The sequence below is a fragment of the Streptomyces sp. NPDC098789 genome (assembly GCF_044759975.1).
Classification (GTDB): domain Bacteria; phylum Actinomycetota; class Actinomycetes; order Streptomycetales; family Streptomycetaceae; genus Streptomyces.
This window is the reverse complement of the sequence record NZ_JBIWAJ010000001.1, coordinates 328524-353695: the sequence shown is the minus strand read 5'-3', so window position 1 is coordinate 353695 and position 25172 is coordinate 328524. Positions and strand designations below refer to the sequence as shown.

23 protein-coding genes are annotated in these 25172 nt (G+C 73.2%); 6 read left to right on the top strand and 17 right to left on the bottom strand.

Annotation, left to right across the window (positions count from 1 at the left end; all coding sequences use genetic code 11):
* Window positions 1-28: 28 nt before the first annotated feature.
* On the top strand, window positions 29-598 hold the full coding sequence (locus ACIQWR_RS01820) for a PPA1309 family protein (RefSeq protein WP_399260080.1): 570 nt from the start codon (window positions 29-31) through the stop codon (window positions 596-598).
* Between the two features lie 30 nt (window positions 599-628).
* Here ACIQWR_RS01820 and ACIQWR_RS01815 read toward each other — a convergent pair whose 3' ends face one another.
* The 4 genes from ACIQWR_RS01815 to ACIQWR_RS01800 form a co-directional block, all read right to left on the bottom strand.
* Window positions 629-1717, bottom strand: coding sequence for a PDZ domain-containing protein (locus ACIQWR_RS01815; RefSeq protein ID WP_404004245.1), 1089 nt, complete (start codon window positions 1715-1717; stop codon window positions 629-631).
* Between the two features lie 132 nt (window positions 1718-1849).
* A complete protein-coding gene (locus tag ACIQWR_RS01810; RefSeq protein ID WP_354382369.1) occupies window positions 1850-2041 on the bottom strand; it encodes a hypothetical protein in 192 nt (63 codons plus the stop codon).
* Window positions 2042-2179: 138 nt separating this feature from the next.
* A complete protein-coding gene (locus ACIQWR_RS01805; protein ID WP_404004243.1) occupies window positions 2180-2641 on the bottom strand; it encodes a molybdenum cofactor biosynthesis protein MoaE in 462 nt (153 codons plus the stop codon).
* 505 nt (window positions 2642-3146) lie between these two features.
* Entirely contained in the window at window positions 3147-4301 is a 1155-nt protein-coding gene (locus ACIQWR_RS01800; RefSeq protein WP_404004241.1) for an SDR family oxidoreductase, read from the bottom strand.
* Window positions 4302-4493: 192 nt separating this feature from the next.
* Between ACIQWR_RS01800 and ACIQWR_RS01795 the strand changes: the two genes are divergently transcribed.
* Entirely contained in the window at window positions 4494-5900 is a 1407-nt protein-coding gene (locus tag ACIQWR_RS01795) for a zinc-dependent metalloprotease (protein ID WP_404004239.1), read from the top strand.
* A complete protein-coding gene (locus ACIQWR_RS01790) occupies window positions 5897-6430 on the top strand; it encodes an NUDIX hydrolase (RefSeq protein ID WP_404004237.1) in 534 nt (177 codons plus the stop codon). Before ACIQWR_RS01795 ends, ACIQWR_RS01790 begins: the two co-directional genes overlap by 4 nt.
* Before the next feature lie 110 nt (window positions 6431-6540).
* Here the strand turns inward: ACIQWR_RS01790 and ACIQWR_RS01785 are convergent, their stop codons facing one another.
* The 4 genes from ACIQWR_RS01785 to ACIQWR_RS01770 all read right to left on the bottom strand — a co-directional run bounded on the left by ACIQWR_RS01785 (window position 6541) and on the right by ACIQWR_RS01770 (window position 10463).
* The gene (locus tag ACIQWR_RS01785; protein WP_404004234.1) at window positions 6541-7296 is read right to left on the bottom strand and encodes an AIM24 family protein; all 756 of its coding nucleotides are present in this window, start codon (window positions 7294-7296) and stop codon (window positions 6541-6543) included.
* A gap of 17 nt (window positions 7297-7313) precedes the next feature.
* A complete protein-coding gene (locus ACIQWR_RS01780) occupies window positions 7314-7994 on the bottom strand; it encodes an AIM24 family protein (protein WP_351043374.1) in 681 nt (226 codons plus the stop codon).
* Between the two features lie 29 nt (window positions 7995-8023).
* A complete protein-coding gene (locus ACIQWR_RS01775; protein ID WP_404004232.1) occupies window positions 8024-9730 on the bottom strand; it encodes a TerD family protein in 1707 nt (568 codons plus the stop codon).
* Window positions 9731-9866: 136 nt separating this feature from the next.
* Complete coding sequence (locus ACIQWR_RS01770) at window positions 9867-10463, bottom strand: M48 family metallopeptidase (protein ID WP_404004230.1); 597 nt, start codon at window positions 10461-10463, stop codon at window positions 9867-9869.
* A gap of 235 nt (window positions 10464-10698) precedes the next feature.
* Here ACIQWR_RS01770 and ACIQWR_RS01765 point away from each other — a divergent pair, with 235 nt between their 5' ends.
* Both ACIQWR_RS01765 and ACIQWR_RS01760 read left to right on the top strand, forming a co-directional pair.
* Window positions 10699-11832 (top strand): TOMM precursor leader peptide-binding protein, encoded by a 1134-nt coding sequence (locus ACIQWR_RS01765; RefSeq protein ID WP_404004228.1) that lies wholly within the window; start codon window positions 10699-10701, stop codon window positions 11830-11832.
* Between the two features lie 41 nt (window positions 11833-11873).
* Window positions 11874-13202: an ABC1 kinase family protein gene (locus tag ACIQWR_RS01760; protein ID WP_404004225.1), complete on the top strand. Its 1329-nt coding sequence runs from the start codon at window positions 11874-11876 to the stop codon at window positions 13200-13202.
* 21 nt (window positions 13203-13223) lie between these two features.
* Here the strand turns inward: ACIQWR_RS01760 and ACIQWR_RS01755 are convergent, their stop codons facing one another.
* The 5 genes from ACIQWR_RS01755 to ACIQWR_RS01735 form a co-directional block, all read right to left on the bottom strand.
* Entirely contained in the window at window positions 13224-13430 is a 207-nt protein-coding gene (locus tag ACIQWR_RS01755; protein ID WP_404004222.1) for a hypothetical protein, read from the bottom strand.
* A 112-nt stretch (window positions 13431-13542) separates the two neighbouring features.
* On the bottom strand, window positions 13543-13872 hold the full coding sequence (locus tag ACIQWR_RS01750; protein ID WP_399260054.1) for a hypothetical protein: 330 nt from the start codon (window positions 13870-13872) through the stop codon (window positions 13543-13545).
* On the bottom strand, window positions 13869-14240 hold the full coding sequence (locus ACIQWR_RS01745; RefSeq protein WP_404004220.1) for a WhiB family transcriptional regulator: 372 nt from the start codon (window positions 14238-14240) through the stop codon (window positions 13869-13871). The genes ACIQWR_RS01750 and ACIQWR_RS01745 overlap by 4 nt, the downstream gene beginning before the upstream one ends.
* A 182-nt stretch (window positions 14241-14422) precedes the next feature.
* On the bottom strand, window positions 14423-14755 hold the full coding sequence (locus tag ACIQWR_RS01740) for a hypothetical protein (protein WP_385785026.1): 333 nt from the start codon (window positions 14753-14755) through the stop codon (window positions 14423-14425).
* A gap of 167 nt (window positions 14756-14922) precedes the next feature.
* Window positions 14923-17091, bottom strand: coding sequence for an ATP-dependent DNA helicase UvrD2 (locus ACIQWR_RS01735; protein ID WP_404004218.1), 2169 nt, complete (start codon window positions 17089-17091; stop codon window positions 14923-14925).
* 173 nt (window positions 17092-17264) lie between these two features.
* Here ACIQWR_RS01735 and ACIQWR_RS01730 point away from each other — a divergent pair, with 173 nt between their 5' ends.
* On the top strand, window positions 17265-17525 hold the full coding sequence (locus ACIQWR_RS01730; protein ID WP_385785020.1) for a mycoredoxin: 261 nt from the start codon (window positions 17265-17267) through the stop codon (window positions 17523-17525).
* 57 nt (window positions 17526-17582) lie between these two features.
* Here ACIQWR_RS01730 and ACIQWR_RS01725 read toward each other — a convergent pair whose 3' ends face one another.
* The 4 genes from ACIQWR_RS01725 to ACIQWR_RS01710 all read right to left on the bottom strand — a co-directional run bounded on the left by ACIQWR_RS01725 (window position 17583) and on the right by ACIQWR_RS01710 (window position 25073).
* Window positions 17583-18938 carry an MFS transporter gene (locus ACIQWR_RS01725; protein WP_404004216.1) on the bottom strand — a complete coding sequence of 452 codons (1356 nt, stop codon included), beginning with the start codon at window positions 18936-18938 and terminating at the stop codon, window positions 17583-17585.
* A gap of 103 nt (window positions 18939-19041) precedes the next feature.
* Complete coding sequence (nudC, locus tag ACIQWR_RS01720; protein ID WP_404004213.1) at window positions 19042-20013, bottom strand: NAD(+) diphosphatase; 972 nt, start codon at window positions 20011-20013, stop codon at window positions 19042-19044.
* 52 nt (window positions 20014-20065) lie between these two features.
* Window positions 20066-21490 (bottom strand): dipeptidase, encoded by a 1425-nt coding sequence (locus ACIQWR_RS01715; protein WP_404004211.1) that lies wholly within the window; start codon window positions 21488-21490, stop codon window positions 20066-20068.
* Window positions 21491-21500: 10 nt separating this feature from the next.
* On the bottom strand, window positions 21501-25073 hold the full coding sequence (locus tag ACIQWR_RS01710) for a UvrD-helicase domain-containing protein (protein ID WP_404004209.1): 3573 nt from the start codon (window positions 25071-25073) through the stop codon (window positions 21501-21503).
* Window positions 25074-25172: the final 99 nt, after the last annotated feature.

The window sequence follows — 25172 nt, the reverse complement described above, 5'->3', positions numbered from 1 at the left end:
TCCCGGTATCGCGTCGAAAGGAGGCAGGATGTTGTCCATGTCCAACCTTTCCCCCTCCCCCGGCACTCCGATGGCGGCCAGCCCGCTGACCCGCGCCGTGCTAGAGATCGACGAATACGCCGCCGGCCTGGGCTGGGACCGGCCCGCCCGGCTCTTCGCCCTCGTCGACACGGCCCGACTGCGCAAGCAGGAGCCCCGCCTCGCCCAGCAGCTCGGCCTCGACCAGGACGACGCCGGCAAGATCCAGCTGACCCCGATCGAGCAGGACGAACTCCCGAAGGGCATGGCCCTGGACAAGTTCCTGGGCACGGTCGCCTGGCCCGCGTCGGTCGTCGGCTGCGCGCTGACGGTGGAGCGGCTGATGCTGCCGCCGTCCGCGGAGGCCGCCGTGCCCTCCGACCTGAACGACAAGCAGCTCGCCAAGTGGGTCGCCGGGCACCCGGAGCGCCAGGAGGTGCGCCTGACCGTGGGCGTCCTGCGTGACGGGTCGCGCGAGTCGGCCGTCCGGCTGCGCGAGAAGGACGCGGCGAGCGAGGTGCTCACCGGGGCCACTCTGGTGCCGGGCCTCGCCGAGGCGCTGGCCTCCACCTTCTCCTGACGCCCGGGGGCGGCCGGCGGGGGGACGGGGTCAGGACGCGCCGCACTGCGGCAGTCCGGCCTTGTCCCCCTTGCTGATCTTCTCCAGTGCCTTGACGGCGTCGCCGATGGTCGAGACCTTCACGAGGGTGAGGCCGTCCGGTACGTCCTTGGCGGCCGCCGCACAGTTCTCGGCGGGGGTCAGGAAGTACTGGGCGCCGGCCTGGCGGGCGCCGATGGTCTTCATCTCGATGCCGCCGATCGGGCCGACCGTACCGGCGTCGTCGATGGTGCCGGTGCCGGCGACGAACTTCCCGCCGGTCATGTCCTGGGGCGTCAGCTTGTCGACGATGCCGAGGGAGAACATCAGGCCGGCGCTGGGGCCGCCGACGTCGGCCAGGTTGATGTCGATGCGGAACGGGAAGGTGTGGTCGGTCCCGGCCCGGATGCCGACGACCGCGTGAGCGTCCTCCGGCGACTTCCCAGTGGTGATCTCCACCTTCTTGGTGCCCGAGGGGTCGCGCCCGGCCTTCTTCGCGGCGGCCGCCTCGTCCGCGCCGATGACGGTGAACTCGACCTTCTCGCCCGCCTTGTGCTTGGTGACCAGCTTGGCGACGTCCGCCGGTTCGTTCACCGGGGCGCCGTCCACGGCGACGATCACGTCACCGGCGTGCAGCAGACCCTCGGCGGGGCTGCCCTTGACCACGGTGGCGACGTTCACGCGGGAGGTGAAGGGGATGCCCAGCTGCTTGAGGGCGGCCACCTTGGCGCTCTCCTGCGACTGGCTGAACTCCTCCGCGTTCTCCTGCGTGGACTGCTTGTCCGTCTTGCCGTGCGGATACAGGTTCTCGTGCGGCACCACGATGTTGTCGTGGGCCGCCCAGCCGTAGACCGCTTCCAGCAGGTTCATGTCGTAGTCCGCGCCGGTCACCCGGACCGTGGTCATGTTGAGGTGACCGCTGGTCGGGTAGGTCTTGCGGCCCGAGATGTTCAGGACCGGCTCGCCGCGCGAGTCACCGAGGGTGTTCACGGTCGGGCCGGGGCTCATCTCGGAGTACGGAACCTTGATGAACACTCCGGCGCAGAGCAGCGCGAACAGCATGAGGGTGGACGCGAGCATCGTCGCAGTGCGGCGTGGCATGGATCGACAGTACGTGACGGCCCTGTGGGGCGGCCCGTGGGGCCGGTCCGTACGGGGTGGTGCACGGGATGCGCCCGGGGGTTCCCGGTGGGGAGGTGGGTCGGACGCCTGGCGGGCCATTCACGGGACGCGTCAGACGGCGTCGGAACCGGAATGCGCCTTGGCCTTGTCGGCCTGGCCCGTACCCATGACCTCGCGGAATCGTGCGTAGCCGGCGAGTTCGGATATGTCGCCGGAAGTGCGGTCGCGGGCCGCCCAGCTTCCCCATATCGCTGCGCCGATGGCGGCGAAAAGCGGAATCAGCAACCACGCCAAAGAACCCATGTGCGTGCTCCCTACCCCGAGAACGAGCGGTTTGTTGATCCAACGCTCGTGCCCGGGGCGGGGTTACGCAAATCGAGGGCGTGTTGCGCGTCCGTTCGGGTGCGGACGCGGGGGTGCGGGGGCGCGGACGGGGGCGCCTCAGCAGGCGCCGACCCACTCCTCGGTGCCGTCCGAGAAGGTCTGGTGCTTCCAGATCGGCACCTCGTGCTTGAGGTCGTCGATCAGCATCCGGCAGGCCTCGAAGGCCTCGCCCCGGTGCGGGCACGACACGGCGACCACCACGGCGAGGTCGCCGACCCCGAGGTCACCGACGCGGTGGACGGCGGCCAGGGCGCGGACCGGGTACTTGGCCACGACGCGCTCGGCGACGCGGCGCATCTCGGCTTCGGCCGTCGGGTGGCAGGAGTAGCCGAGGGCGTCGACGTCCGCCCCGCCGTCGTGGTCGCGCACGGTGCCGACGAAGAGCGCGGTGCCTCCCGTCGCGTCGTCGCCGACGGCCCGGAAGACCTCGTCGAGCGAGAGCGGGGCGTCGCGGATCGCGAGCAGTCGGATCGGGTCCGGGGCGGCCTGCTCGCCGGGGTGGTCGAAGTGCGGAGCCATGCACTCATCGTGCACCACGGTTCTCACATCGCGGAATAGCCGATTCGACCGGTCGCGCACCCCGCGTATGGAGCCTCCTACAGAACCCGGCCCGAACGCCTCAAGCCCCGGCGGGGCTGTGCCCATGGCGGCCCCGTAGGCGGGCCGCCCTCGTAGCCTCCGGCTCCGGCAGCGCCTCAAACGCCGGCGAGGCTGAAGGGGGCCACATCGAGCCCGCCGACAAGGCTGGGGCCACATCAAGCCCGCCGGAGGCTGACGGGGGCCACATCCAAGCCCGCCGGGGGCTGAGGCGGGGCACATCGAGCCCGCCCGGCGATTGAGGGCCCGCCGGAGGCAGCGCCGGCCGAGGGCGGCGGGGAGCCACAGGTCGACCGTCGGCGAACCGTCCGTGGGGCCTCCGGCGGCGCCTCAAACGCCGGCGGGGCTGGACCGGGGCCACATCGAGCCCGCCGGGGGCTGAGGCGGGGCACATCGAGCCCGCCCGGCGATTGAGGGCTCGGGTGGGTCAGAGGCCCCGGCGGCGGCGGGCGGCGCGGACCACGGCGGCCGCACCCAGCAGCGCCACCGTCGCCCCCGCGGCCCCCGCGGCCGTCGCGTCCTTGCGGCCCAGCCGCCGCCCGGCGACCGTGTGCCGTCCGGCCACCTCCTGGAGCAGCTCGGCCAGCACCTCCTCGTTGGTCCAGCGCGGCCGCCACCCCGCCGCGTGCAGCCGACTGACGCTGACCACCCACGGGTGCATCGTGTACGCGAGGTCACCGGCCGGCGACGGCGTGAGCCCGATCCGGTGCAGCCGGGCCGCGGCGCCGAGCGCGACGGCGGACGGCAGCTCCATCCGGCGGATCCCGCTCAGCTCCTCGACCTCCTCCTGCTCCAGCCAGCCCTCGCAACCGACGGCCAGCTCGCCCTCCACCTTCTCCAGCGCCGCGTACTCCAGGGCGCTGACCAGGTCCTCGACGTGGCAGAACTGCCAGGTCGGCCGGGACCCGGCGACCACGAGCAGGCGCGGCGACTCGAAGTAGCGGGTCAGGGCCGTGTCCGTACCCCCGACCAGCACGGCCGGGCGCACCACCGTGACGTTGAGCCCCGGGTGCGCGCGCGGGGCCCGCCGGCCGAGGCGTTCGATCTCCAGCAGGTCGCCGACGCCGGTGGCCTCGGCGGTGGCCCGCAGCTCGGAGTCCTCGGTGAGCGGGATGTCGTTGTCCGGCAGGGCGCCGTAGACCATCGCGGAGGTGCAGAGCACGACCCGGTGCACCCCGGCCGCCGCGGCGGCCGTGAGCACGGTCTGGGTGCCGCGCACGTTGTAGGCGGTGCGGGCCGCCGGGTCGGTCTCCAGGTCGAGGTCGAGCGCGAGGTGGACGACCACGTCGGCGCCGCGCAGCTTCTCGGCGATCGCGGGGTCCCGTACGTCCAGGACGTGCCACTGCGCGCTCGCGCACTCACCGCGCCGCTCGTCGATCGCGATGACCTGCTTGACCTCGTCGGAGGCCGCGAGCCGGGCGACCAGGGCGGCGCCGACCCCCGCCGCGGCGCCGGTCACGGCGACGACGGGGCCCCGCGACGACGGGTTTCGCGACTGGCGAACGCCCTCGGGGCGCTCGTCGTGGTCAGGGTGGTTCTCGTCGCCGTGCGGCTCTCGAACCTGCGGATCTGGGGAACTCACCGGGCGTCTCCAGCGGTTGTCTTCAGTAGGTGAGCGTCCTGACGCGTACCTACCAGGTGATGTCCATCCTGCCGCAGCCCAGGAGTCGGCGGAGCACCGAGCCCGGATGCGGCTGTGGTGTCTACGCTGGGTGGTGTTGTCGGACCATTGCCCGTCGGCTCCCGCCGACGGCCCTACGAGCCGAGGAAACCCGTGAGCGACACCCCATTCGGATTCGGCCTTCCGCCGGAGGAGCCGGACAACGGCGACGAGGGCAAGAAGAAGGGCGATCAGGGCGGTCAGGGCGGCCCGGCGAATCCGTTCGGGTTCCCCGGGGCCGGACTGCCGGGCGCCGGCGGCCCCGGCGGCGCGGACAATCCGTTCGCCGCGATGTTCGGTTCGATGAACCCGAACGACCTGGGCGCGGCCTTCCAGCAGCTGGGCCAGATGCTCAGCTACGAGGGCGGTCCCGTGAACTGGGACATGGCCAAGGACATCGCCCGCCAGACCGTCGCGCAGGGCACCGCGGACGGCGTGAAGGACGCGAGCATCGGCCCGGCCGAGAAGTCGGCCGTCGAGGAGGCCGTGCGGCTGGCGGACCTCTGGCTGGACTCCGTCACCTCCCTGCCGTCGGGCGCCGGTACGGCCGTGGCCTGGAGCCGCGCCGAGTGGGTCGAGGCGACCCTGCCGGTGTGGAAGGAACTGGTCGACCCGGTCGCCGAGCGGGTGGGCGCGGCCATGGGCGACGTACTGCCCGAGGAGATGCAGGCCATGGCGGGCCCGCTGCTCGGCATGATGCGCTCCATGGGCGGCGCGATGTTCGGCCAGCAGATCGGCCAGGCGGTGGGCACGCTCGCGGGCGAGGTCGTCGGCTCCACCGACATCGGGCTGCCGCTGGGCCCGGCGGGCCGGGCGGCCCTGCTGCCGCTGAACGTGACGGCGTTCGGCAAGGACCTGGGCGTCCCCTCGGACGAGGTGCGCCTCTACCTGGCCCTGCGCGAGGCCGCCCACCAGCGGCTCTTCGCCCACGTGCCGTGGTTGCGCTCGCACCTGTTCGGCGCCGTCGAGGGATACGCGCGCGGCATCAAGGTCGACACCTCAAAGCTGGAGGACGTGGTCGGCCAGCTCGACCCGTCGAATCCGGAGCAGCTGCAGGAAGCGCTCCAGGGCGGCATGTTCCAGCCCCAGGACACCCCCGAGCAGAAGGCGGCCCTGGCCCGTCTGGAGACCGCGCTCGCGCTGGTCGAGGGCTGGGTGGACGCCGTGGTGCACGAGGCCGCCAAGCCCCGTCTGACCTCGGCCGACGCGCTGCGCGAGACGCTGCGCAGGCGCCGCGCCTCGGGCGGTCCGGCCGAGCAGACCTTCGCGACCCTGATCGGTCTGGAGCTGCGTCCGCGCCGGCTGCGGGACGCCTCGCGGCTGTGGGCCTCGCTCACCGACGCGCGCGGCGTGGACGGCCGCGACGGGCTGTGGGAGCACCCGGACATGCTGCCGACGGCCTCCGACCTGGACGACCCGGACGGTTTCGTGCACCGCGAGCAGCTGGACTTCTCGGAGCTCGACAAGATGCTCGGCGAGGCCGCCGAGAAGCGCGAGCAGGACGGTGACGACACCAAGTGAGTCTGTACGACGACGCGGTCCGCGTCCTGAAGGAGTACGACGGCCAGGGCGAGCAGGCCGCGCTCCGCGAGGTGTACCTGGAGCACCTGGCCGCCCACCCGGACGGGATGTGGAAGCCGTGCGAGGCCGGGCACGTCACCGCCAGCGCGCTGGTGATCGACCCCGTGCGCGGCCGCGTGCTGCTGACGCTGCACAAGAAGCTCGGCATGTGGTTGCAGATGGGCGGGCACTGCGAGAGCGATGACCGCACGCTCGTGGACGCCGCGCTGCGCGAGGCCCGCGAGGAGTCCGGGATCGAGACCGGGCTGACGCTGCTGCCCGGGGGTCCGGTGCGGCTGGACCGGCACCCCATTCCGGCGCCCTGCAACTGGCACCTGGACGTGCAGTACGCCGCGCTGGCCCCGGCGGGCGCGCAGGCGGCGATCAGCGACGAGTCCCTGGACCTGCGCTGGTTCGCCTACGACGAGGTGGCCGCCGTCGCGGACGACTCGGTGGTCAGGCTGCTGGAGGCGACCCGGGCGCGGCTCTGACGCCCGGCGGCCCGGCGCGCGGGGGCGGACCCGGATCCTGAAGGGTCCGGGTCCGCCCCCGCGGCATTGCCGGCGGGCGTCGGGCGCAGTGCCGGGCTTGGTGCCGGGCGTCAGTTCCAGGCGTTGTTCTGGTTCTGCGCCTGGGCGCCCTGCTGGCCCATGCCGTACTGCGCGGCGAGGCCCTGGCCGAGCTGCGCGTTCTGCGGCGGGAGCAGCTCGCTGGGCTGCACCAGGGCGAAGCCCTGGCCGAGGAAGCTGAGCTCCCAGCCCTCGCCGGTGTTCCCGCGGCGCCGCCACACGCCGGTGGAGTGCGTCTGGGCCTGCATCTGCACGCGCAGCGAGGTGGACCAGGCGACGATGGCGTCCGCGTCGACGTTGACGTACTTGTCGGGCGTGATCTGGAGCATCAGCGGCTGCCCCGAGGTCATCAGGGCGACCTTGCCGCGGCCGGTGATGTTCAGCTGGTACTTCCCCGAGCCGGAGATGCCGTACTGGCTGTCGACCGCGATCGCCTCGGTGTGCAGGGTGGAGTCGAGGGCGAGGACGTAGCTGCTGTCCACGGTCAGACCGTCCTGGTCGACGTCCACCACGTGCACGTCCTGGGCGAGGTTGGCGAAGTACACCGTCCCCTGCCCCGAGCAGCGCATGAGGTCGAGGCCCTCGCCGGTGCGGGCGCGGGCGTTGCGCTGATTGGTGCTCTGGTACTCGCCGTCGAAGTCGATCAGGCCCTGGTAGGCGACCATCGATCCCTTGCGGGCGAGGACGTCGTCCTGGCCGGTGAGGGAGACCCGCAGCATCTGCGGGTTCTGGACGACGTACCGCTCCTGGGACTGCGCCTCGGAGTGGCCGAAAAGTGCACTTTGCATGATGTGTCCGCTCCCCCTCAGCCCCGGGCCCGGAGCCGGTCGGTGCTGTCCTCGCTCGGCTGTACGACGACGATGCCCTGGCCGGAGAAGGCCATCTGGAAGGCCTCCCCGCTGCCGCGGCCGATCATCGACGAGGCCTTGAAGCTGCGCTTGCCCTTGACCTTGAGGTTCGGCGACCAGGCGACGAGCGCGTCCGGGTCGACGTACGTCTCGTCCTCGCCGCGGCCGCAGTCGACCACGATCGGCGTGCCGCGCGAGGTCAGGGCGACCCAGCCGGTGCCGGAGACCTGGACGTTGAACAGCCCCTGGCCCGCGAACTTCGCCAGCCCCTTGACCCGCTCGACGCCCCAGGTGAGGTGGGCGTCGAAGGCGAGCAGGTTGGTGCCGTTGACGGAGAGGGCGTCGTTGTTGAGGTTGATGACGACGACGTCCGCGCCGTAGTCGGCGAGGTAGAGGAGGCCGTCGCCGGTGCACTTCATCAGCGGTGCGCCCTCGCCCGTCAGCCACTGCGAGGCCATCTGGCGCACGGCGGGCGGGTTGGGCTCGTACTGCACGAAGCCCTCGTAGGCGACCATCGAGCCGGTGCGCGCGAAGAGGTCGTGGCCGCTCTGCATGGCGACCTTGAGCATGGCGCGCCCGTGGTTCTCCATGCGGGCCGCGACGGGGGTCGGGGCATAGCCGGCGAGCTGCGGGTTCATGGCGTTCATTGCGTTCATGGCGGGCTCCCTCAGACCTCGTAGGGCTGGACGATGATGAAGTTTCCGGGGGCTGCCCGGAACTGGAGGTTCACGGTCTCCCCGCTGTGCCCGGGGTAGGCGTTGCGGCGCAGCCGGACCTGGCTGGAAATGACCACCTGGGCGCCCGCGGACCACGCGACGATCGCATTGCTGTCGGCGAAGGTCGTCGGGGTGACCGGCAGGACCACGGGGGTGCCGTGCGTCTTGACGATGACCGTGCCGGAGCCCTGGAACTGCATGGTGAACAGGGCGCCGCCCGGAATGCCGTGGCCCTCGATGCGGCGCACCTCGTGCTGGAGCGACTCGTCGAAGGCGAGCACGCTCTCGGCGGAGACGCAGATCCCGTCGCCCTGGAGCTCGATGGCGTGCAGGTGGGTGCCGTTCTCGGCGAGGAAGACCTGGCCGCGGCCGGTGCAGCGCATGAGCTGCATCTCCTGGCCGGTGGCGTTGCCGACGATGCGGCCGGCGAAGCCCGCGCCCTTGTAGCTGAAGTCCACCTTGCCCTGGTACAGCACCATGCTGCCCTGGCGGGCGAGGACGGGCTGGCCGCCGATGCCCAGGTCGACGCGCATGAGCTGGTGGTTCTGCGCGGTCCAGCGGGCGCCGGTGGGGGACTCCTTGTAGAGCTGGAGGGCGGAGGTGAGGCCGGGGGCGGCGGGGGTCTGCGCCGGCATGCCGGGCTGCTGACCGTACGGGGCCCCGGGCGCGCCGGGCGGCGGGTAGCCGCCGGGGACCTGGCCGGGGACCTGGTGTCCGTACGAGGGCTGCGGCGGCTGGCCGTAGGGACCGGCCGGGGCGGGCGGCGGGTAGCCGCCGGGAGCCTGGCCGGGGACCTGGCGCCCGTACGACGGGCTCGGCGGCGGCTGCGGCGGGTGCACGGGCTGGCCGTACGGGCCGGGGGCCGCCGGGGCCGGTGCGAGCGGGCCCACCATCGTGGGCGCGGCGTGCATCGCGGGGGCGGGCTGCGGCGGCGCGGCGTACGGCGCGGGGGCCGGGGGCGGCGTGTGCTGCGGCGGCTGGGCGTGCTGCGGCGGCTGCTGGTACTGCGGCTGCTGCGGCGGTGCGGCCTGTGCGGGGGCTCCGGGCGGGGCGGCGAAGGCCGGGGGCGCGAAGGAGGGCGCGGCGGCGCTCTGCTGCGGGGCCTGCTGCTGCGGGGCGGGGGCCTCCTCCTCGGCGACCTCGCCGCCGAAGTTCTTCAGCAGCGCTTCCAGGCCGCCGTCGAAGCCCTGGCCGACGGCGGCGAAGCGCCACGCGTCCTTGAAGTAGAAGTCGCCCAGCATCACGGCGCGCTCGGTGCTGAACTCCGCGCCGGTGAAGGAGTAGCGGACCACTTCCTCGCCGCCGGCGACGACCCGGATGTAACCCGGACCGATCTGGGACATCTGGCCGGCGCCGTCGATCGTCGCCGTGAAGGAGAGCTTGCGGATGCCCGCCGGGATGCGGTCCAGGGTCACCCGGAAGGATTCGCTGTCACCGGACTGCTGGCCGAGGAGCTGGACGGACTCCTCGGGCGACTTGGGCTGGTTGAAGAAGATGAAGTAGCGGTCGTCCGACAGCCGCTCTTCCGCGTCGAGGCCGAAGCAGCTGATGTCGAAGGTCAGCCCCGGCCCGGCGATCTGCACACCCACGTACAGATCGGTGCCCGCGGTGAGATCACTGATCTTGGCCTTGTGGCCGCGCTGGAATTCCCTGGCCATACGTAACGACCGTCCCCCATCCCGACGATGAATGCGTGCCCGTCAGGCTAACGGCTCCCGCCGACATCGAACCAAGCCGGTACCGACCCGGTACACATCACGGACGGGTCACGTCGCGGGGCACGGCGGCGCGGGCTCATTCCTCGCGCGCGGCCGGGACCTTGGGCAGGCGCTCCGCCGCGACCACGCCTTCGAGATAGCCGCGCGCCCGCTCCGTACGGGGGTACGCCTCCAGGAGCTGCCAGAAGCTCGGGCCGTGCCCCGGGACCAGCAGGTGGGCCAACTCGTGCAGCAGGACGTAGTCCAGCACGTACTCCGGCATGCCCTGGAGGCGGTGGGACAGCCGGATGCTGGCCTCGGCGGGGGTGCAGGAGCCCCAGCGGGTGTTCTGGTTGGTGACCCAGCGGACCGAGCTGGGGCGCGCGCGGCCGCCGAAGTACTGCTCGGACAGACGCGCGGCGCGCTCGGTGAGTTCCGCGTCCCCCAGGGTCCGCTTGCTCTCCTGCGCGGCGAGCTTGTCGAGCATCACGCCCACCCAGCGCTGCTCCTCCGCCTCGGACATCCGGGCAGGGATGAGCACGACCGTCCGGTCACCCTCGCGGTAGGCGGAGACGGTCCTTCGGCGGCGCGCACTCCGGCGGACTTCGACGGCGCGGTGCGGTGGATCGGCGGACACGGCACGACCGTACCGGGTGGCCAGGGCGGAAGTCCCGCCCCGCGGCGGTTCGAACATGATCGATTCGCGGTTCGCTCCTTTCGGCGCCTCCGGACACCCCCGGGCGGTCGTCTCATATGCCGAATCGGGTCCACCTGTGGATAACTTTCCGCGCCGCGGGCGGGGTGCGGTCATGCTGCGAGAGCGGCGTCGGGGCCGCTCGGTGGACGAAGGCCGAAGGGCGAAGGCCGAAGGCGAAAGCCGACGGGTGAGGTTCGACAGGCGAAGGTCGACAGGCGAAGGGGGAAGGGCGATGTATCCGAAGGTGAAGCCCGCGCTGGCACGGGCCTGGCGGGATCTGCAGACCGTGCAGTTCGGGGTGACGCCCGCGCACGCGGTGGTGTTCGGGCCGGTGGACACGGCGACGGGGACCCTGCTCGAACGGCTCGACGGGACCCGCGGCATGGACCTGCTGCGCAAGGAGGGGGCCGCACTGGGGTTGCCGGACGGGCAGGTGGACGAGCTGGTGCGACGGCTCGCGGCGGCCGGGGTGCTCGATGACGCCACTGCGGGCGGGCCGCGGGCCCAGTCGTTGCTGCGGCGCCCGGAGGTGCTGGAGCGGCTGGGGCCCGACCGGGGTTCGCTGTCCTTGGTGCGCCGGGAGCCCGGCGGCGATCTGCGGGGGATCGCGGCGCGCCGGACCGTGCGGGTGCAGGTGCGGGGCAGCGGTCGGGTGGGCGCGCTGATCGCGGCGGTGCTGGCGGGGGCCGGGGTGGGCCGGGTCGAGGTGCTGGACGGCGGCCGGGTGGAGCCGGGGGACGTGGCGCCCGGCGGGCTCGGGCCGGAGAGCGTGGGCCGGCCGCGGGCGGAGGCGGCGGGGGCGCTGGTGCGGGCGTCGGCTCCCGGGCGGGCGCCGCGGGCCCAGGAGAGGGAGGGGCCCGAGCCGGGGCTCGCCCTGGTGGTGGTCGCGCCCCGGGACGGGCTCCAGGCGTGGGCCCCGGATCCGGACACCGCCGCGGATTGGGTGGCCGCGGGGATCCCGCATCTGTATGCCGGGGTGCTGGAGGGTACCGGGCTGGTGGGGCCGCTGGTGCTGCCGGGGACGACGGGGTGCGCGGGGTGCATGGAGCGGGCGCGGGTGGCACGGGACCGGGGCTGGGCGCGGATGCTGGTGCAGTGGCGCGGGGCGCACCGGCGCCGTGGCTCGGTCGCCTGTGACCTGGGGTTGGCCACCGCGGTGGCGGGGTTGGCGGCGGCCCATGCGCTGGCCTTCCTGGACGGGGAGTTGCCCGCGTCGACGGGGGCCCGCTGGGAGGCCGCGCTGCCCGCGCTGCACTGGGAGCGGGCCCGGGTGCGCGCTCATCCGGAGTGCGCGTGCGGGGCGGCGGGGTCCGGGGAGGGGGACTCCTCCGTCGCCCGAGAGGGACAGGACACAATGGCCGGGTAAGCGCCGCGTGCGGCGCGGCTGTCTGGGAACTGGAGGGGCGCATGTCTGATCTTCCCCGGAAGGCGGTCACTCGTACCGTCAAGCTGGCCGCGCTGCCGCTCGGCATAGCGGGCCGGGCCACCTGGGGGTTGGGGAAGCGGATCGGGGGCAAGTCGGCGGAGATCGTCGCGCGCGAACTGCAACAGCGCACCGCCGAGCAGCTCTTCCGCACCCTGGGTGAGCTGAAGGGCGGTGCGATGAAGTTCGGGCAGGCCATGTCGGTCTTCGAAGCGGCGCTGCCCGAGGAGGTCGCCGGGCCCTACCGGGCCGCGCTGACCAAGCTCCAGGAAGCCGCCCCGCCGCTGCCCGCCGCGCGGGTGCACCAGGTGCTGGCGGAGCGGCTCGGCGAGGACTGGCGGAAGTTGTTCTCGGAGTTCGAGGACAAGCCCGCGGCGGCCGCGTCCATCGGCCAGGTCCACCGGGCCGTGTGGCACGACGGGCGACAGGTCGCGGTCAAGGTGCAGTACCCGGGGGCCGGGGAGGCGCTGCTGTCGGACCTCAAGCAGCTCGGCCGGTTCGCGGGTCTGCTGGGACCGCTGATCCCGGGCATGGAGATCAAGCCGCTGATCACCGAGCTGCGCGACCGGGTGTCGGAGGAGCTGGACTACGAGCTGGAGGCGGAGGCCCAGCGGATCCACGCGGAGGCCTTCGAGGGCGATCCCGACGTGGTCGTGCCGGATGTCGTGCACCAGAGCGACCAGGTGCTGGTGACCGAGTGGATCGAGGGGACGCCCCTGTCGGAGATCATCGCCGACGGCACCCAGGAGGAGCGCGACCGCGCCGGACAGCTGCTGGCCCGGTTCCTCTTCTCCGGCCCCGCGCGCACCGGGCTGCTGCACGCCGATCCGCATCCGGGCAACTTCCGGCTGATGGAGGGCCCGGACGGTCGACTCCGGCTAGGGGTGCTGGACTTCGGTACGGTCGACCGCCTCCCGGGCGGGCTGCCCAAGCCGGTGGGCCGCTCCTTGCGGATGACCCTGGACGACGACGCCGAGGGGGTCTACGGGCACCTGTGCGCCGAGGGCTTCGTGAAGGAGTCCATCGATCTGGACCCGGACGCGGTGCTGGACTACCTCCGCCCGATCATCGAACCGGCGAAGGTCGACGAGTTCACCTTCACCCGGGCGTGGATGCGCAGCCAGGCGGCCCGGATCGCCGACCCGCGCTCCCCCGCGCACCAGTTGGGCCGGCAGATCAACCTCCCGCCGGCCTACCTGCTGATCCACCGCGTGACGCTGAGCACGATCGGGGTGCTGTGCCAGTTGGGTGCGACGGTGCGACTGCGGGAGGAACTGGAGGCCTGGCTCCCGGGGTTCCTGCCGGAGTCCTGATCCGTCGCGCCACGTCCCGGCTCACCACCAGGAGGAGTCGAGCCTGCCCTCGATCGCGCGGAGGTTGGCCCGCGCGCAGTCGTGGCAGAAGTACTGTCTGCTGCCGTTCTCGACGGAGCAGGTCCAGGTGGGCGGTGCGCCCTCGGGGGAGCGCGCGCCACAGCGTGCGCAGGTGACGGGAGGGGCCTCGGGTCCCTGGGGCGCGGGGCGGGGAGTCGGCTGGTCCACCTCCCGACGATACCGCCGCCCGGTGCGCGGCGGTCCGCAACGCACCGGGGGGCCGCTCCGAACGGAGCGGCCCCCCGGGGGTCTGCTGGTGTCACTCCAGGCGGGGCCTGGATCAGTTCATGACGGCCATGGCCAGTGCACGACGGGCGCGCAGCGAAACGCGCTCGGCTCGCCGCTGCATGCGGCGGGCGGCGACCACGCGCAGGGCACGGCGTTCGCCGTCCGCCTCACGCATGCGGTCCGCCATATGGGCACGGGCCAGGGCTTCTGGAATGAGTTGCATCTCGCGGGTCCTGTTCTGACGCGAGGTGATCGCGCCCATGGTGATGAAGTCTTCGGTGGCGGAGCCGGACGGCTGCTCGCTCGTGTTCTGCGGGGTCATGAGGGCCTGCTTCAGGGGATCGCGCGTCAGGGGGCGGTCGATGGTTCCGGTGAAGTTCATGCCGCAACGACCGGGTTCTTGCGCGGACGGCCACGCGGACGCTTGCGGGCGACGACGACGCCCTGGACGAAGAGCTCGCCACCCCAGACGCCCCAGGGCTCGCGGCGCTCGACCGCACCGGCGAGGCAGGCCTCGACCAGCGGGCACGTGCGGCAGAGCGACTTGGCGTACTCGACATCGGCCGGGGACTCGGCGAAGAAGACCTCCGGGTCGTAGGTGCGGCAGGCGACGGGTACGCCGAGGTTCTCGATGGCGTCGTCGAGCGCGGTGAGCGCGGTGAGGGGAATCAAGGTGGAGTCCTCCGGGACTGCGGGCGGGGAGATCGTCTGGGTCTGCGGTACGGACGGGGCGTGCGCTTCGAGTTGCACGGTGGTTTTTTCCTCGTCTGGTTCGTCAAGTCGTTCCGGCCGGTCGGCCGGGTTCGGCTGGTACCTGTTCTTGCCAGTCCCGTGGCCCCTTCGCGTTGTCGTCCCCGGTCGGGGACAAACAAAAGGGCCGCGGATCCCGGGTGGGGTTCCGCGGCCCTGAAGGCGCCGGCCTGATCGTGCGATCAGACTGGATCACTCCAGGGTTCGAGCCCGCGGAAGGCCCACATCAGGTGGTGCTGCGTCGTCTGCTTCGTCTGGTTTCCGGCACCGGCTGCCGCCGCGAAGCCGCCATAGGCATGCGCCTTGGCCTGGCCAGCTGCTACTGCCACCGGTGCCTGGAACGGTCGTTCATTGCGCTCGCTCACCCGGCGGGTGACCAGGGCGACGGGGCTGACCGCGGAAATGGCGGACAGACCGGTGCCCAGGACGGAGGGCGCAGAGGTAGCGAGAAGCAGGCAGGAGGAAGCGGCAACCGAGCGATCGGTCAGTTTGGTGGTGGTCATCAAGCTGGTCACTGGTCTCGCCTCCTCTCGGCGTCTCGGGGAGCGGGCCCGAGGGCCTGTCCCATGCGTATTCGGATAAGTACAGCACGAATCCGGGGCTTCGGAGAAGCCACCGTTTCCGTTGCTAAGAACCTATGGGGCTTCACAGGGCATGTGCAAACTATTTTTCCGACGAGTTTCTACGCGTCGTCCCCGGCACCGCTCCCGGGGTCCTCACCTGCACAGATGGCCAGGACGTCCGCCCCGAACCGGTCGAGCTTGCGTCCACCCACACCCGAGATCATCGACAGCTCTCCCGCCTCGGACGGCGCGGCCTCCGCGATCGCCATCAAGGTCTTGTCCGTGAAGACGCAGTAGGCGGGCTGGCCCAGCTCCTTCGCCTGGCCCGCGCGCCAGTCCCGCAGCCGCTCGTAGAGGCCTTCGTCCATGTCGGACGGGCAGTCCTCGCACCGCATCAGCTTCAGCTCGCCCGCCTCGGTCAGGGTCTTGCCGCAGACCCGGCACAGCGCGGGCCCGCGCCGGACCCGCTTGCGGGCCCCGCGCTCGGCGATCGCCACCGCAGAGCGGCTCCCCGCGGCCGTGGAGCCCGGTCGCAGCCCGTTCAGGAAGCGGCTGGGCCTGCGGGCCGCCCGACCGCCCGGAGCCCGCGACAGGGACCAGGAGAGCGTCAGGTGCACCCTCGCCCGGGTGACGCCGACGTAGAGCAGCCGGCGCTCCTCCTCGACCTGCTCGTCGGTCTTGGCGTAGGTGATCGGCATCATGCCGTCGGTGAGGCCGACGAGGAAGACCGCGTCCCACTCCAGGCCCTTGGCCGCGTGCAGCGAGGCGAGGGTGACGCCCTGGACGGTCGGGGCGTGCTGGGCGGCCATCCGCTCCTCCAGCTCGACCGCGAGGTCGGCCAGGGTGGCCCGGGGTCTGCTGCGGGCGAAGTCCTCCGCGAGCCGGACCAGCGCGGCCAGCGATTCCCACTGGTCGCGCACGGCCCCGGACCCGGCCGGCGGCTCGGTGGTCCAGCCGTTGGAGCTGAGCACGGCCCGGACCTGGGAGGCCAGCCCGACGACCTCGTCGACCAGCGGGTCGTTCCCCCCGGAGCGCGCGGCGCCCCTGAGGGTGAGCATGGCCTTCTTGACCTCGGGGCGCTCGAAGAACCGCTCCGCGCCGCGCAGCTGGTAGGGCACGCCGGCATCGGCGAGGGCCTGCTCGTACACCTCGGACTGGGCGTTGATGCGGTACAGCACGGCGATCTCGCCCGCGGGGACGCCCGCGGCGATCAGGTCCCGGATCCGGCCGGCGACCCCCTCCGCCTCGGCGGGCTCGTCGGGGTACTCGGCGTACGCCGGGTCGGGGCCCGCCTCGCGCTGGGAGACCAGCTCCAGGCGGTGCTCGGCGGCCCGGCCGCTGGCCTGGCCGAGCAGCCCGTTGGCGAGGTGGACCACCTGCGGGGTGGAGCGGTAGTCCCGGACCAGCTTGACCACGGTGGCCTGCGGGTACCGGCTGCGGAAGCCGAGCAGGTGGTCCGGGGTGGCGCCGGTGAAGGAGTAGATCGTCTGGCTGGCGTCGCCGACGACGCACAGGCTGTCCCGGTCGCCGAGCCACAGCTCCAGCAGGCGCTGCTGGAGGGGGCTGACGTCCTGGTACTCGTCGACGACGAAGTGCTGGTACTGGGTGCGGATCTGTTCGGCGATGTCGTGCCGGTCCTGGAGGATGCCGACGGTGAGCAGCAGCACGTCCTCGAAGTCGATCATCGACCGGTCGCGCTTGAGCTGCTCGTAGGTGCCGTAGATCTGGGCGATCTCGGCCATGTCCCGGGGGGCCTCGCGCCCCGCCTTGAGGGCGGCCGCCGGATAGTCGGCGGGGACGGTCTGGGTGACCTTGGCCCACTCGATCTCGCCGGTGACGTCGCGCAGCTCATTGCGGTCGAGGCGGATCCGGCAGCGCGCACCGGCCTCGGCCACCAGCTGGATCTTGCGCTCGACCAGCCGCGGGACGTCGCCGCCGATCGCCTTGGGCCAGAAGTACTGGAGCTGGCGCAGCGCGGCGGAGTGGAAGGTGCGCGCCTGGACGCCGCCGGCGCCCAGGGTGCGCAGCCGCCCGCGCATCTCGCCCGCGGCGCGGTTGGTGAAGGTGACCGCCAGCACGCTCGCCGGCATCAGCTGGCCGGAACGCACCCCGTAGGCGATGCGGTGGGTGAGGGCCCGCGTCTTGCCCGTGCCGGCGCCCGCCAGCACGCACACGGGCCCCTGCAGGGTCGTGGCGACCTCGCGCTGCTCCGGGTCCAGGCCCAGGAGCACCGCGTCGGCCGATTCGGCGGCGGCCGGGAAGGATGAGGAGTGCGTTGCTGCTGTCACCCCGCCATGCTGCCAGGTCCGGTGGGTCGGGCGAGAAACCTGTCCACAGGCGGTCCGAACCGGTCATACGAATGCACCGCCGAGCCCCGCCCCGGGGTCCCGGGAATGGGCGGGCCCCTTCGTACGTTCGACTACTCGGACGTATCCAGACCCCCCAGAGGAGAGCTCCCGCCATGCAGGACAAGGGTTCCGTGACGATGTACAGCACCACGTGGTGCGGCTACTGCCGCCGGCTGAAGAGCCAGCTGGACCGGGAAGGCATCGCCTACACCGAGATCAACATCGAGCAGGACCCCGAGTCGGCCGCCTTCGTCGAGAAGGCCAACGGTGGCAACCAGACCGTTCCCACCCTGCTCGTCGTGGCGCCCACGGGCACCGAGTCCGTGATGACGAACCCGAGCCTGGCCCAGGTCAAGCAGGCGCTCGCCGTCTGATCCGCCTCCCCGGCACACAGAAGGGCCCCCGCTCCGGCGGGGGCCCTCTGCGTGTGGTCAGGCGGCCGGGGCGCGGTCGCCGGCGCTGCCCGCGACGGTGTCGTGGGTCGTGTCGGCGGCGCCGGCCGCACCGGCGGCGACGGCCTCGCGGTCGGCCCTGCGGCGGAGCGCGTCCTCGTCGGTGCGGGCGTCGTACGTGAACAGCTTGGGGAGCAGCGCGGACAGGACGGCCACCGAGGCCACGCAGGCCACGCCGCCGCTCCAGAACGCGGAGCGGGTGCCGGTCCAGCCCGCCATCGTGCCCGCCCGGACCTGGCCGAGCTGCGGGCCGACGCTGTAGGAGAGGACCTCGATGCCGGCGAGCCGGCCGCGCAGTTCCTCGGGGATGGTCTGGTTCCAGATCGTGGCGCGGCCGAGGCCGCTGAGCATGTCCCCCGCGCCCGCCACGGCCAGGCAGGCCAGCACCACCCAGATGCTGCCGGTCCAGCCCGCCGCCGCCACCGCCAGGCCCCACACGGTCGCGCCGCCGATCACCAGGAGGCCGTGCCGGTGGACGCGCGAGGTCCAGCCGCTGGTGAGGCCCAGCAGGAGCGAGCCGACCGCGCCCGCCCCGTACATCAGGCCCAGGGCCCACACGGCGTCCAGCTCGTCCGCGAGGAAGGGGAAGATCGTGTTGGGGAAGGCGAGGAACATCGCCGCGAGGTCCACCGCGTACGTGCCGAGCAGCACCGGCCTGCTCCACGCGTACCGGGCGCCTTCGGCTATCGAGCGCAGCGAGGGCCGCTCGCCGCCGTGGACGGGCGGCGCGGGTGCCAGCCGGGTGCACAGCACCACGGAGGCGACGAAGCCGATCACCGTGATCGCGTAGGCGCAGGCGTACCCCGCCCACGCCACGACCAGGCCCGCCAGGGACGGTGCGGCGATGGCGCCGATGTTGTAGCGCAGCGAGTTCAGGGCGGCCGCGGCCGTCATCTGGTCGTGCGGGACGATCCGGGCCATCAGCGAGTCGAGGGCGGGCCGCTGGAGGCCCGCGAGACCGGAGACGCCCGCGGCGACCACGTACAGCGGCCACAGGAGGGGGTCCGGGAGTACCGCGTTGACCAGCAGGAGCAGGGCCAGGACGCCGAGACCGGCCTCGGTCAGCAGGATCAGCCGCCGCCGGTCCACCGCGTCCGCGAGCGCCCCGCCGTAGAGGCCGCAGACCACCATCGGTACGAGCTCCACCGCGCCCATCGCGCCCACCGCCAGCGGTGAGTCCGTGAGGTGCTTGATCTGGAGCGGCAGGGCGATCATCGCCATGAAGGAACCGAAGAAGGTGACCGTGCCCTGCCAGAAGAGCAGCCGGAAGTCACGGCTGGAACGCCAGGGCGTCAGATCGGGCAGGAGCGCGGCGAGGCGTCGGGGGGTACTCACGACGGACCATCATCCGCAGGCCGACAGAAGTCGACAAATGATTTGTTTCCGGCCGCCCGGCCCCCGTGCCGGGCGGCGGGGTGCGGGCGGCCGGGTACGGGCGTCAGGCGGTGGGCTTGGGGAGGGGGGCGCCGTACCAGAGTTCGACCAGGCGGGCCGCGATGGAGATGCCCGCCGGGGGGAGCACCTCGCCGGCCTCGATCGCGCGCCGCAGGTCCTCGCGGGAGAACCAGCGGGCCTCCTCGATCTCCTCGCCGTCCACGGTGATCTCCGAGGAGATCGCGCGGGCGTTGAAGCCGAGCATCAGGCTGTACGGGAAGGGCCAGGGCTGGCTGGCGACGTACTCGACCGCGCCGACCCGGACGCCCGCCTCCTCCCACACCTCGCGGATCACCGACTGCTCGATGGCCTCGCCCGGCTCCACGAAGCCCGCCAGGGTCGAGAAGCGCCCCTCCGGCCAGTGCACCTGGCGACCGAGCAGCGCGCGGTCCTGGTCGTCGGTGACCAGCATGATCACGGCCGGGTCGGTGCGCGGGTAGTGCTCCGCGCCGCAGCCCGGGCAGCGCCGGATGTGGCCCGCGGCCGCGACCACCGTGCGCTCGCCGCAGCGGGAGCAGAAGCGGTGCATGCGCTGCCAGTTCTCCAGGGCCACGGCGTGCACCATCAGCCCGGCGTCCCGCGGGGAGAGCAGCAGGCCCGCCTCGCGCAGGCCGGCCGGGCGGGCCGACTGGTCCATGCGGCCGGGCAGCGAGTCCTTCTGGAGCGCGAAGTACCGCACGCCGTCCTCGCCGGTGCCGAGGAAGTAGCGGTGGGTCTCGGTGGCCGGGGCCTCGAAGGCCGGGGTCATGACGATCTCCGTGCCCCCGTCCGGGGTGTCGTCGATCAGCACCTGGCCGCCGGAGACCACGAAGACGCGGGTCGTCGGGTGGCTCCAGGCCGCGGCCAGCCAGGCCTCGTCGAGGCGGTGGTGCGCGGCGCGGTCGATGCCGCTGGGCGCGGTCAGCGAGACGGGCCGGTCGGCGGCCAGGCCGTCGGCGGCGGCGTGCTCGGTCGAGATGCTCACTAGTACTTCCAACTCCCCCGGAGTGGTGGGACGGGTACGGGCGCGGGCGCGGGTGCGGGCGCGATCAGCCGGCGGTGGGCGCGGACGCGGACGCGGGCTTCCAGTTCTCGGCGAGGTCGGACCACAGGTACGCGGTCGTTTCGACGCCCTTGAGCAGCAGGTCCAGCTCGACCTTCTCGTTCGGCGAGTGCCAGCCGTCGGAGGGTACGGAGATCCCGAGGAAGAGCACGGGCGCGCCCAGCACGTCCTGGAGGTCCGCCGCGGGACCCGAGCCGCCCTCGCGGGTGAAGCGGATCTTCTCCCCGAAGGCGCGCCCCATGGCCCGTACGACCGACCGCAGCGCCGGGTGGTCCAGCGGGGTCAGGCAGGGCCGGGTGGGGGCGCCCCAGACGATGGAGTGGCGGATCCCGTCGGGCACCCGGGCCGCGACCCAGTCCGTCACGGCCTTCTGGACCTCGTACGGGTCCTGGCCGGAGACCAGCCGGAACGACAGCTTCAGCTGGGCGGAGGCCGGGACGATGGTCTTCCCGCCGGGCCCCTGGTAGCCGCCGCCGATGCCGTTGACCTCGGCCGTCGGGCGGGCCCAGACCCGCTCCAGGGTGGAGTAGCCGGCCTCCCCCGAGGCCGCGTGGGACTTGGCGGTGCGCAGCCACTCGGCCTCGTCGAAGGGCAGCTCGGCGATCAGCGCGCGCTCGGCGTCCGTCAGGACGGCGATGTTGTCGTAGAAGCCGGGGACGGTGACCCGCTCGTCGGCGTCGTGCAGCGCCGCGACGAGGCGGGCGGCCACGGTCGCCGGGTTGGGCACGGCGCCGCCGAAGGCACCGGAGTGGATGTCCTGGTCCGGCCCGTTCAGCTCGATCTCGCAGTCGGCGATGCCGCGCATGCCGGTGCAGACGGTCGGGGTGTTCTCGGACCACATGCCGGTGTCGGAGACGATCACGACGTCGGCGGCGAGGCGGGCGGCCTCGGCCTCGACGAGGGCGCGGAAGTTCGTGGAGCCGGACTCCTCCTCGCCCTCGATCAGCAGCTTGAGGTGCACGGCGGGGGCGGCGGCGCCGGTCGCGGCCAGGTGCGCCCGTACGCCGAGGGTGTGGAAGAAGACCTGGCCCTTGTCGTCGGCCGCGCCCCGCCCGTACATCCGGTCGTCCTTGACCACCGGCTCGAACGGCTCGGTGTGCCAGCCGTCGGCGAGCGCGGCGGGCTGTACGTCGTGGTGGCCGTAGACCAGGACGACGGGCGCGTCCGGGTCCTCGCTCGGCCACTCGGCGAAGACGGCCGGGGCGCCGGGGGTGGGCCAGACCTCGGTGACCGGGAAGCCGGTCTCCGCGAGCGCCGAGGCGAGCCACCGCGCGCTGCGCTCCACATCGTCCGCGTGCTCGGGCTGGGCCGAGACGGAGGGGATGCGCAGCCACTCGGCGAGGTCGTCGAGGAAGGCGGCGCGGTGCGTGTCGATGTAGGCGCGGACGGCGCTGTCCGGGGTCTGGCTCATACCCACGAGCCTAACCGTCCGCCTGTGGGGCGCCGTCCGTGTCCGTTTCGCCTTGGAGGATCCGCTCAAGGCGGGCCCTGGTCGGCAGGTTCGCGGGCCGTATCACCCGGCCGCTGCGGACGTGCAGGAAGGCGACGGTGATCCGGTCGAGCGGGGTTCCGGTCGCTTCCGACCAGGCCAGGCGGTAGACGGCGAGCTGGAGCGGATCGGCTTCGGCGGACCGGCCGGTCTTCCAGTCGACGATCTCGAAGCTGCCGTCGTCATTGCGGTAGACCGCGTCGATCCGGCCCCGGACGACCCGGCCCGCGAGGGTGAACTGGACGGGCACCTCCATCCGGTACGGGGTGCGCTCGGCGTACGGGCTGCGCTCGAAGGCGGCCTTCAGCGCGTCCAGGTCGCGCTCGTCGGCCACCTCCTGGTCGGAGCCGGGCAGCTCGGTGACCGGGTCCAGTACGTCGAGCAGCGGCAGCGGCAGGTCGTCGAAGCGGGACTCCACCCAGGCGTGGAAGCGGGTGCCCTGGCGGGCGGCGGGCTGCGGGGGCTTGGGCAGCGGGCGGGCGAGGTCGCGGACGAAGCCCTCCTCGTCGGCGGCCAGGCGCAGGAGCTGGCTCGCGGAGAGGGTGGCGGGCAGTTGGACGTCGCGGACGGCGGCGCGGGAGCGGCGCAGTTCGCCCTCCAGGGCGTCCAGGTCGCGGTCCCAGGAGGCGAGGGTACGGGTCTCCTCCGGAGTGGGGCGGGGGCCCTGCGGGGCCGCGGGTTCCGGGGCGGGTGTGGGTGCGGGTCGGGGGCCCTGCGGGGCTTCGGGGCTCCGCCCCGGACCCTGCTCCTCAAACGCCGGAGGGGCTGGATCGGGGGCGTCGGGGTGCCCGAGCGGGGCGGAGATCGGCCCGGAGGTCTCGGGGCTCCGCCCCGGACCCCGCTCCTCAAACGCCGGAGGGGCTGGATCGGGGGCGTCGTCGTCCCAGGGGGGTTCTTCTTCGTCCCAGGGCTCTTCGCAGTCCGGGGGCCAGAGGTAGTCGTCCTGGGGGGCCGGGGCGGGCTCGGGGGCGGGCGGGGCGGCCAGGTAGGAGGCGACCAGGGCCGCCGCGCGGCGGCGCAGGGCCAGGGAGTCCGGGTCCAGCGGGAGCGGCCAGGAGCGGTCGGGGGCGTCGGCGGTGTCCAGGGCCGGGTTCACGGCGTCCGGCTCGGGCTCCTCGGCCCAGGCCTCGATCTCGCCGAACCCGGCCGCGCAGTGGTCGTACAGGGCGGTCAGGAAGGAGGAGGGGCCGCGGCGGCGCTTCTGGGTCGGGCCCCACCAGTGGCCGGAGCCCAGCAGCAGGGACCTGGGGCGGGTGAAGGTCACGTAGCCGAGGCGGAGCTCTTCGGTGGACTGGTGGGCGCGCAGCTGCGCCTTGAAGTCCTTCAGACCGGCCGCGGTCCACTCCGGGTCGGCGGGCAGGGTCTCGGCGTCGCCGCGCAGGGAGTGCGGGAGGACCTTCGCGTACGAGGTCCAGGCCTCGCGGGAGCGTTCGCTCGGGAAGGCGCCCGCATACAGCCCGGGAACGGCCACGACGTCCCATTCCAGGCCCTTGGACTTGTGGGCGGTCAGCACCTTGACCGTGTTCTCCCCACCGGGGAGGGCCTGGTCGAGGCCCTTCTCGTACTGGGCGGCGGTGCGCAGGTAGGCGAGGAACGCGAGCAGCGTGGCCTCGCCGTCGAGGGCGGCGAAGCCGGCGGCCACGTCCATGAATCCGGACAGGGTCTCACGGCGGCGGGCCGCGAGCGCGTGGGGGGACGCGGACAGCTCGACGTCGAGCCCGGTGGCGGCCAGCACCCGGTGCAGGACGTCCATGAGCGGGTCGGACAGGGCCCGGCGCAGGTCGCGCAGCTCCTGCGCGAGGTGCGCGAAGCGGACCCGGGCCTCGGCGGAGAAGGGCAGCGCGTCCTGCTGCGGGGCGTCGCCGAGGAAGGTCTCCAGGGCGTCGGCCAGCGAGACGACCTCGGCCGGATCGACCCCCTCGACGGCCGCGGCCAGCCGCTGGTCCGCGTCGTCGCCCGCGGCCGGGGCCCGGGCGACCAGCAGCCGGGCCCGCTGGCCGAGCAGGGCCAGGTCGCGCGCGCCGATCCGCCAGCGCGGGCCGATCAGCAGCCGCACGAGGGCGGCGTTGGCTCCGGGGTCCTGGAGCACCTCGCAGACGGCGACCAGGTCGGCGACCTCGGGCAGGTGCAGCAGCCCGGACAGGCCCACGACCTCGACGGGGACGTCACGGGCCACCAGGGCGCCCTGGATCGCGGCGAAGTCGCCGGCCGAGCGGCACAGGACGGCGATCTCGCCCGGTTCCTTGCCGGTGCGCACCAGGTGGGCGATGGAGTCGGCGAGCCACTCCAGCTCCTGGGCGTGCGTCTCCAGCAGGGCGCAGCGGACGAAGCCGTCGCGCTCGGCGCCGGGCGCCGGACGCAGCGCCTCCACGCCTTCGTGCAGGGACCGCAGCGGCGCGGCCAGGTCGTTGGCCAGGTCGAGGAGGCGGCCGCCGCTGCGCCGGTTCTCGCTGAGGGAGAGCCGGGTGGCGGGGGTGCCGTCGGCGTGCGGGAAGTGCTCGGGGAAGTCGTCGAGGTTGGCGACGGAGGCGCCGCGCCAGCCGTAGATCGCCTGGCAGGGGTCGCCGACGGCGGTCACGGCGTGGCCGGTGCCCTCCCCCGGGACTCCGTCCCGGGGGGACGCCTTGCCGAAGAGCCCGGACAGCAGCAGCCGCTGGGCGACCGAGGTGTCCTGGTACTCGTCGAGCAAGACCACGCGGAACTCCTCGCGCAGCAGCGCGCCGACCTCGGGGCGGGTGGTGGCCAGCTGTGCGGAGCGGGCTATCTGGTCGCTGAAGTCGAGCAGGTCGCGGGAGGCCTTGGCGGCGCGGTAGCGGCCGACCAGCTCCAGCAGTTCGAGCCGGCCGCGGGCGGCCTCGGGGACCTTGCGGAGGTCTTCGTTGCCGAGCTTGACGTCCGCGAGGGCGTCGAGGAGGGCGGTGTCGTGGGCGCGCAGCCCCGCCGGGTCGACCAGGTGCTCGGAAAGCTCGCTGTCCAGCGCGAGCAGGTCGCTGACCAGGTCGGGGAGGGACTTGGTGAGCGAGGGGTAGGGGCCGGGGGCCTCGCGCAGCACGCGGGCGGCGAGCTGGAAGCGGGTGGCGTCGGCGAGCAGCCGGGAGCTGGGCTCCAGCCCGATGCGCATCCCGTGGTCCTTCAGGAGCTGCCCGGCGAAGGAGTGGTAGGTGGAGATCCGGGGCTCGCCCCCGGCGGTGTCGTCGGCCGGGGAGGGGTCGGGGTCGCTGATCCCGGCCCGCGCCAGGGCCGTCCGTACCCGCTCGGCCAACTCGCCGGCGGCCTTGTTGGTGAAGGTCAGGCCGAGGACCTGCTCGGGCGCGACCGTGCCCGTACCGACCAGCCAGACCACGCGGGCGGCCATGACGGTCGTCTTGCCGGAGCCCGCGCCCGCGACGATCACCTGGGGGGCGGGCGGGGCGGTGACGCAGGCCAGTTGTTCGGGCGTGAAGGGGATCCCGAGGAGCTGCTTGAGCTGCTCGGGGTCGGTGAGGACGGGCTGGCGCGCGGACACGTAAAAAGGCTAGCGGCCCCCACCGACAGCCCCTACCTACAGCCCCGACCGGGTGCCGGGACCGAGCACTGCGACCGGCCGCCGTCGTCCGTGTGCCAC